Raw genomic sequence first — 7,534 nt, forward strand, 5'->3', positions numbered from 1 at the left:
TCAACGTACAGCAGGTCAAACGATTGCAGGGCGGCAACCGGGAACTTCTGAACAGAGTTGGAGCTTGTCCAGTCGAAAGGGATGCTCAGGTCAGCGTGAGCGGACATGGCGCTGGCGGCCAGGAAAGCGGAAACAGCGATGGAACGAACTGCGAAAGACATTTTCATAATCTAGCTCCTTTGGTGGTGAAGGCCGGATCAATCTTGGATCACTACTCGGTGAACGGTGATCGGTCAGCGGTGAGTTAATGATGTCCATTCGACCGCTTTCATGCCCCCCCGTGAATAAGGGGGACAACCACTCAAGATGCGACAAAAGACACGCTTTCAAGTGCAAACCCACCCCCGCTGAACAGGGGGTCCAATGAGGGATTCCACCTGCCCCAAGGGGTTTCCCGTGGACAAATGGCCCCCTTTATGTCGCCTTTAATTCCTCATTTAAAAAGCGACCCGAGAGTCGCTTATTTTTCACCATGCGTGAAATCAAGTCCAGGAAACCAAGGCAACGCTGTTGATCTGCGCCGGCACCAGTGCGGCAGAAGCCGGCGGTGTCATCGCTGACATGGCCTGAATCAAAACCTGAGCGTTGGATGTGGCCATCTGCAGCGTGCTGCCGTTGTCCAGCTTCAATTGCTCAATCGCCCCGCTGCCTGGCTGGCTGCTGGCAACACCAGAAAAGAAGTTCTTGACCAGCACGCTGTCTGTTGCGCCCAGGATCGAGACTTTCAGATCAAGGGTGTTGGCTACATGGCTCAGCCAGATGTCCTGCCTGGTCAAGGCGCCACTCAGTTGCAGCACATCTGCGGTGCCACCTGCATCCGTGATGACGTCCGAGCCCTGCCCAATACCGCCCACGTAGGTGTCTGAAGATGTGCTGGAGAAGTCTGACAGCTTGTCATTACCAGCACCGCCAATCAGGGTGTCGTTACCGCCCACGCCTGTCGAGCCGTCGTTCATGGCGTCACCGTCAAGCTGGTCGTCACCTTGACCGCCGTCGAGCAGGTCGGCCCCCAGGCCACCCGTGACGATGTCATTGGCACCACCGGCACGAATCGTGTCGTTACCGCCTTCGCCAGCCAAGATGCCGATCGCGTCGTTGTCGGTGATGACATTGTCGAGGGCGTTGCCGATGCCGAAGTGCAACTCGGTGTTGACCATCACCAGGTTTTCAAAGGCACTCTTGAGTGTGTACTCCGTGTCATCGTTGATTACTGTATCCGTACCTTCACCAGCGAGCTCAATCGCCACATCACCCTCATAGGCGTAATAGGTATCGTCACCCAAGCCACCTCGCAGCAGATCGAAGCCCGCGCCGCCGATGAGGACGTCATTGCCACGCCCACCCGATACGGTGTCGTCGCCATCGCCGCCATAAAGCGTGTCGTTGCCGTCAAACCCGTTCAGGAAGCCCGCCACATCGCTGTCGGTAATCACGTTGTCACCAGCACTGCCAGTGATCGTGTGTGCGCCCAAGGATGTGCTGGTGAGGTTTTCGATGTTGGCAGCCGTCAGGGTGTAATTTGCCAGCGAGGTCTGAATGGTGTCGGTACCCTCGCCTGCGGCTTCGACCAGGATGTCGGACGTGTCGTTGTCGATGACGTAGATGTCGTCACCGAGACCGCCGACCATGGAATCAATGCCTTCGCCGCCGATGAGGGAGTCGTTGCCAGCTTGACCGTAGAGTGTGTCGCTACCCTGTCCGCCTATCAAAGTGTCATTACCTGGAGCTAAGAGGGGCTGCGTATCAACAACGTCCCAGAAGTCCCCGAATAGAGTGTCCGCGCCAAGGCCACCCTCCAAGTAATCTGCACCATTCCCACCATCCAGGGCATCGTTTCCGCCAGAGGCGATCAAAGTGTCGTTGCCATCGAACCCATATAGCGCCGCGAACGAAGTAGTATTTGTTTGAACGAAATTATCCAATCCATTTCCACCAACACTTTGATATTTAGAACTACTTGCGCAGATCATGTTCTCAACATTAGCCGGAGCTGCACTCCCCACGAGCCCATCGGGCAAACCAATGTAAATGGTATCAATCCCCTCCCCCGCCAACTCTCGCACCTGCGTTCCAAAAAGTGTCAATGCACCAGGAATTACATAGACATCATCACCCTTCCCGCCATAGAGAGTCCCGTACCCTCCAAGCACATTCAACGTGTCATTCCCGTCGCCACCATACAGCGTGTCGTGCCCCCCACCTCCAGAAAGACTGTCAGCATATTCAGAGCCATTCAATACCTCATCACCTGATGTTCCAACAATATTCATAAAACCCTCATTTATAGAAAGATGGACAGGCATTCGTTTAAGAGGCAACACATACGTCACCCAAAATGAAGTGCCAAACATTTCCTCTTCTTCAAGAGGAAGTCGCAGCCTATGAGAGAGGCATGGACCCATCAACCCCAAGAAGAGGGATTTTAAGAAAAAAGTTGGCAAAGCCACCCTTATGGGTGGCCACTCACCAATCAACTTGTAGAGGACCTAACACGTTATTCAGTCAAGCGTAGAAAGCACAACGCTCGACAAATAAATTATGTGACACGACAACTAGCACCCTTCTAAATCAAGGCAATTGATAAACCTCACCGACAAAAAAACATATCCTGCCTTACCCATTATCACAATTTGCCCATCTATTTGGCAAAATTTCCCCCACAAGGTGTCAATTCAATTAGCAGAAAAATTTTCATCAACAAGGTGAATTGCATCAAATAAATACAGCATAAAAAAAGCCCTCAACACTGTTGAGGGCTTATATCTAAATACGAATTATGCGCTCATTAAAAGCTACGACCAAGACTAACGGAAAGGATCGTGCTTGTAATTTTCATCTTTTGCTCGCGTACATAGGTCCCTAGGTCAGATGTGCCACGCTGACGCTTGACCAACTCCATCACCTTGGTTGTGAACTGATCAGGTTGATCGGGTCTATTTTGATCCCACAATCCCTCGCCGGTATTAATCAAATTTACGATACCTGCTGGATAATCAGAAAGCACCGCAGCACCAGATTGAATCTGAGTGCCCGACGTCACCAGTGTAGACGTTGCCTTTAAGGTCACTTGACCAAGCGACACATTTACATGCCAATCATCATTGATGGCACTTTGTACACCTACAAATGGACCAAAGCCAAATGTATTCTTGGTTGTCAAAGTGGTTTTACCACCTTGGTACTCTTCAAAAAAAGATGTCGTGCGTGCGTCGAAGAAAATGGCATACATAGCCCCGACACCAACAAATGGCCGAACAACCGAACGTCGATCGCCGAAGTTATAACTACCAATCACCAGTGGTGGCAACATTTTTGTCGTTGCAATATGGCGTCCATTTATCGAATTAGGTGATCCATCATCTCGATACCCATCACCATATATCTTTATTTTTAGCGGTGCGGCCAACACATACGCCTCAACCAGCCATTTATAGTCGTCATCCAACCAATAACCAAGCGAAATTGTAGGCGTGCCGACAGACTTTTGAGTCTTTGCTTTAATACCTGGAGGCGTACCAAGCCCGCCGAGGTGCTCGCGATCCAATTCAGCAAGAAGCAAGCCGCCGCCGCCAGCATCATAGGCGTAGCCATTATTACCATCAGCATAGCCATAGCAATCAGCCGCGACAAAGTTGGTGCCACCATTCAAGGTGTTATTCGGGTTATCAAAGTCATCATTACAGGCTTGGCTGATTTTTCTTCCCAACTCGAACGCATCAGCCAATTGCTGCCTGGTGGCAACAGGACCAGTGATATCACGCGCATCCTCTGATTTTGTCTTGTTGAAAGTCTGCGTATACCCAAACCGCATGAAAAGCCGGTCACGGACTTTGTTGTCCCAGCCCGTAGGGAAAATGCTATTTTGAGCATAAGCGGTCGAAACAGCACCCATTGCTGCCATGGCCACCACGATGGCTGTCGCTTTGCGCGCCACGCTGGAAATATTCATGCGGTCTCCTGGAAGAGAAGTAGCTTGTCTTGCTTGTCTATTTATCGCGACGGGTTATTTTATTGTTCCCCGCTATACGAAAAAAGCCGCTCACACTTTATGCGAGCGGCTTGGCTGGTCTAACGGCAGCCTGTTGTTACAGCCTGCCGCTGACCCGCACCAAATTACTTGGCGCGACGACGGCGAGCCACCAGGCCCATACCAACCATGCCCAGGCCCATCAGAGCGTAGGTGGAAGGTTCTGGAACCGGAGTGACCTTCACGCTGATGGTCGACACGATGGAACCGAAGTCGGTCACGGTCTGCAGCGAGGTGATGCCGTTAGCAGTCAGACCCATGGCTTGCGCGAACAGGTTGAAAGCAGCGGTGTTGATGGTCAGGCCAGTCAGGGTGTTGGTGGAAGTCACCACGCCGCCGCCAGCAGGCACAACCGACAGGTCAAACGTGGTAGGGCCAGTGATGGTGGCCACATCCCACAGGTACACGTGGGTCTTGGTACCGACGCCGTTGGCACCGGTCAGATCAGCGTACACCTTCTTGGCGGTCAGATCGACGTTCAGGTTGGTGATTTGCAGGGAACCGCCAGTGGTAGCGATGTTGGCTGTAGGAGCCGATTGCAGGGCACCGCCAGCAGTGGCAACACCTTGCACAGCCAGGCTGGTGGCAGTGTAGTCACCAGTCAGCGACGTGACAGGGGCAGCAGCAGAAGCCGACGAGATCGACACAACCTTGGTGGCTGCGTTGGTCTTGTTGACGACAGTAGCCGTGGCAGGAGCCACGCCCGACACTTGCACCTTACCGGCGTTCAGGGCACCGATCAGGGTGCTGGAGAACGTCAGCGTGCCCGAACCGGTCAGGTCAGACAGGGTGTAGCCGAAATCGGTCACGGAGGAACCAACGTTCAGCGTGGCGGTGGTAGCGCTGGCCATACCGGCGGCGGCGAAAGCAGCTGCAGCAACCAGAGTCTTCATTGCAAATTTCATTCAAATCTCCACTTGGTGAGACAGGTCTGTTTATAAGTTGAATCTTGTCGGGATCAGAAGCGACCTTGACCTTCTGTTCCGTAGCAGACCCTACTTCTCGTCTGCTGTTGATCTAACTTTACCGGGGGGCATTCTGCTTCGCATCAGGGAACCCCCCAGAGGACGTAGCTGCCAGTGTCAAATGCGTACTTTTCACGCACTGCCCCCCGCAAGCGAGGGGAGGGGTTGCCCCTAAGCAGCTAAATCCCCTTTCGCCTTACTTGGCGCGGCGACGAGCCACCAGGCTCATGCCAACCAGGCCCAGGCCCATCAGGGCGTAGGTCGAAGGCTCAGGAACCGACGGAACCTTGGTAGCGGTCACGGTGATGGTGGAATCAATCGAACCGTAGTCCTTGATGCCCTGCAGCACGCCGTAGCCACCAGTCATGATGCCCAGCGAGTCGATGAAGTAACCGAACGCTTGATCAGTGATGGACAGTTGCGACAGGTGGTTGGTCACCGTGAAGGTGCCTTCAGCAGCTGTGATGGAGGTCGGGCCAGTGATGGAGCCGATGTTCCACAGAGCGATGCCGTTCTTTTCGCCAACGCCGTTACCACCGACCAGGTCGGCGTAAACGATCTTGGCGCCCAGGTCCACGCGCAGGTTCTTGATTTCCAGCGAGCCACCAGAGTTGGTGAAATCGTCGGCATAAGAAGTCTGCAGGGCACCACCAGCGGTAGCCACTTGGCTCACGCTCACGGTCGTACCGTCAAACGTGCCGGTCAGGCCAGTGATAGGCGCTGCAGCAGACACTTGCGTGAAGCCGCCATCAGCCAGGCTGCCAACGATGGTCACTTGGGCAGGGTCAACTTGAGCAACGTCCACCGAGCCGGCGTACAGAGCACCCAGCAGGTCCGACGAGAACGACAGCGTGCCAGAGCCAGACAGACCGGAAACGGTCCAGCCTTGATCGGTCACCGAACCGCCAGGGGTCAGCGTCAGGCTGCTAGCGTTGGCGGCGCCAGCGGCCACCAGGGCTGCTGCCACAACCAGACTCTTCATATTAAATTTCATCGTGATCTCCACTCTTGCGCGAACCTTTTTATAAAAAAGGACTTCAAGCGATCCAGGGGCATTCGCAACCTCCCCAGGCGCTCGCAGACTTCACCGATCTGCACATTCAAGATCTTGAGGGTAGCCATAGCCCGGAACAAGCCGGATATCCCGAAGATTGCAACAATCCGTGAACCGGGTGGCGTTCACCCACAACCCGCCCCCTCAGGCGGGGGTAGTGGAAGTACCTAATCAGGGAACCGGGCGCCGCTAATCAGATCGTCTTGACCGTTCAGGTGCGGCCCAGGCGCCCCAAACAGGGCATCTTGCAGTCACGCGAAAGCAGTACCGCCTTTGGGCAAATCAGCGGCTTTGTGCGATTGAGCGTGAGGGCAGTCAGTTCGTCAAGGTCGCCAAAGCGCAAGGGCGTGAGGAACTGCCGCAACGGCAGAAAAAGAAAAGGCCAGGGCATGCACGACACACCCTGGCCTCAATGACGGAAAGATCGATCAGGCGGCTTTGCGGCGGCGGGTTGCCAGACCAATGCCCAGCACCCCCAAGCCCAGGAGCGCACTGGTGGAGGGCTCCGGCACAGGCGTGATCCTGGCACTGATGGTGGAGGTGATGGTGCCAAAGTCGGTCACGGTGCTCAAGGACGTGATGCCGTTGGCTGTCAGCCCCATGGCCTGGGCAAACAGGTTGAAAGCATCCGTGTTGATCTTCAGGCCAGACACTGTGTTGGTGGACGACACCACACCACCGCCCGGGGGCAATTGAGAGATATCAAAGGACGTAGGGCCCGTGATCTGGGAGATATCCCAGAGGTAGACATTGGCGCGGGTGCCAACGTTGTTGCCACCAATCAGGTCCGCATACACGCGCTTGTTGATCAGGTCGACGTTCAGGTTGGTGATTTGCAGCGACCCGCCGGTCGTTGCGATATTGGCAGTGGGAGCAGACTGCAACGCGCCGCCGGCACTCGTCACGCGGGTGATGTTCACGCTGGTGGCGGTGTAATCGCCAGAGAGCGAGGTAACGGGTGCCGCCGCAGAGACCGAAGAAATCGACACGACTTTGGTAGCCGCATTGGTTTTATAGACAACGTTTGCGGTTGCGGGTGCCACTGCCGTCACTTGCACCTTGCCGGCATTCAGGGCGCCGATCAGCACGGACGAAAACGTCAGCGTGCCTGAGCCGCTTAGATCGGACACGGTGTAGTTGAAATCGGTCACGGATTCGCCGAGGTTCAGCGTGCCGCTGGCGGCACCGGCCAGGCCAGATACGGCTAATGCGGCCGCAGCGGCCAGCGTTTTCATTGCAAGCTTCATGGGTGTCTCCACTGGTTGGGCATGTTTGTCGAGCGGGCCACACCACATGGTGACAGCCCGCAGGCGACTGTACGCGCCAGGGCACGACGGCTTGCATCAGGGATGGCCCCAAGTGTCGTCACTCACCCCCAGGTAAAGGCACTCAAGGCCCCCTTGGACTTACATGGCGCGGCGGCGGCGTGCAGCCAGGCCGATACCAGCCAATCCCAACCCCATCAAGCCCATGGTTTCAGGCAGATCG

At 55.2% G+C, this 7,534-nt stretch carries 7 protein-coding genes; 1 reads left to right on the top strand and 6 read right to left on the bottom strand.

The annotated features are described in order from the left end of the window. Positions 1-482 precede the first annotated feature (482 nt). From EPO09_RS14465 to EPO09_RS14480, 4 genes are all read right to left on the bottom strand, one after another. The gene (locus EPO09_RS14465) at positions 483-2,270 is read right to left on the bottom strand and encodes a calcium-binding protein (protein ID WP_290644027.1); all 1,788 of its coding nucleotides are present in this window, start codon (positions 2,268-2,270) and stop codon (positions 483-485) included. 515 nt (positions 2,271-2,785) lie between these two features. Next, on the bottom strand, positions 2,786-3,949 hold the full coding sequence (locus tag EPO09_RS14470) for an OmpW family outer membrane protein (RefSeq protein WP_290644028.1): 1,164 nt from the start codon (positions 3,947-3,949) through the stop codon (positions 2,786-2,788). Positions 3,950-4,113: 164 nt separating this feature from the next. Then, positions 4,114-4,932: a PEP-CTERM sorting domain-containing protein gene (locus tag EPO09_RS14475; protein WP_290644029.1), complete on the bottom strand. Its 819-nt coding sequence runs from the start codon at positions 4,930-4,932 to the stop codon at positions 4,114-4,116. Between the two features lie 256 nt (positions 4,933-5,188). Then, positions 5,189-5,986 carry a PEP-CTERM sorting domain-containing protein gene (locus EPO09_RS14480; RefSeq protein WP_290644030.1) on the bottom strand — a complete coding sequence of 266 codons (798 nt, stop codon included), beginning with the start codon at positions 5,984-5,986 and terminating at the stop codon, positions 5,189-5,191. A 14-nt stretch (positions 5,987-6,000) separates the two neighbouring features. On the opposite strand from EPO09_RS14480, the gene EPO09_RS14485 reads away from it, so the two are divergent. Then, on the top strand, positions 6,001-6,159 hold the full coding sequence (locus tag EPO09_RS14485) for a hypothetical protein (RefSeq protein WP_290644031.1): 159 nt from the start codon (positions 6,001-6,003) through the stop codon (positions 6,157-6,159). A gap of 315 nt (positions 6,160-6,474) precedes the next feature. Here EPO09_RS14485 and EPO09_RS14490 read toward each other — a convergent pair whose 3' ends face one another. Both EPO09_RS14490 and EPO09_RS22350 read right to left on the bottom strand, forming a co-directional pair. Further along, the gene (locus tag EPO09_RS14490) at positions 6,475-7,293 is read right to left on the bottom strand and encodes a PEP-CTERM sorting domain-containing protein (protein WP_290644032.1); all 819 of its coding nucleotides are present in this window, start codon (positions 7,291-7,293) and stop codon (positions 6,475-6,477) included. 159 nt (positions 7,294-7,452) lie between these two features. Continuing rightward, the gene (locus EPO09_RS22350) at positions 7,453-7,530 is read right to left on the bottom strand and encodes a PEP-CTERM sorting domain-containing protein (RefSeq protein WP_367200075.1); all 78 of its coding nucleotides are present in this window, start codon (positions 7,528-7,530) and stop codon (positions 7,453-7,455) included. Positions 7,531-7,534: the final 4 nt, after the last annotated feature.

The sequence above is a fragment of the Aquabacterium sp. genome, assembly GCF_004297345.1.
In the GTDB taxonomy this organism is placed as follows: domain Bacteria; phylum Pseudomonadota; class Gammaproteobacteria; order Burkholderiales; family Burkholderiaceae_C; genus Aquabacterium.

Excerpts from the sequence above, each read along its gene's own strand:
- EPO09_RS14465 (WP_290644027.1), bottom strand. The coding sequence starts at position 2,270 with ATGAATATTGTTGGAACATCAGGTGATGAGGTATTGAATGGCTCTGAA.
- EPO09_RS14470 (WP_290644028.1), bottom strand. The coding sequence starts at position 3,949 with ATGAATATTTCCAGCGTGGCGCGCAAAGCGACAGCCATCGTGGTGGCC.
- EPO09_RS14475 (WP_290644029.1), bottom strand. The coding sequence starts at position 4,932 with ATGAAATTTGCAATGAAGACTCTGGTTGCTGCAGCTGCTTTCGCCGCC.
- EPO09_RS14480 (WP_290644030.1), bottom strand. The coding sequence starts at position 5,986 with ATGAAATTTAATATGAAGAGTCTGGTTGTGGCAGCAGCCCTGGTGGCC.
- EPO09_RS14490 (WP_290644032.1), bottom strand. The coding sequence starts at position 7,293 with ATGAAGCTTGCAATGAAAACGCTGGCCGCTGCGGCCGCATTAGCCGTA.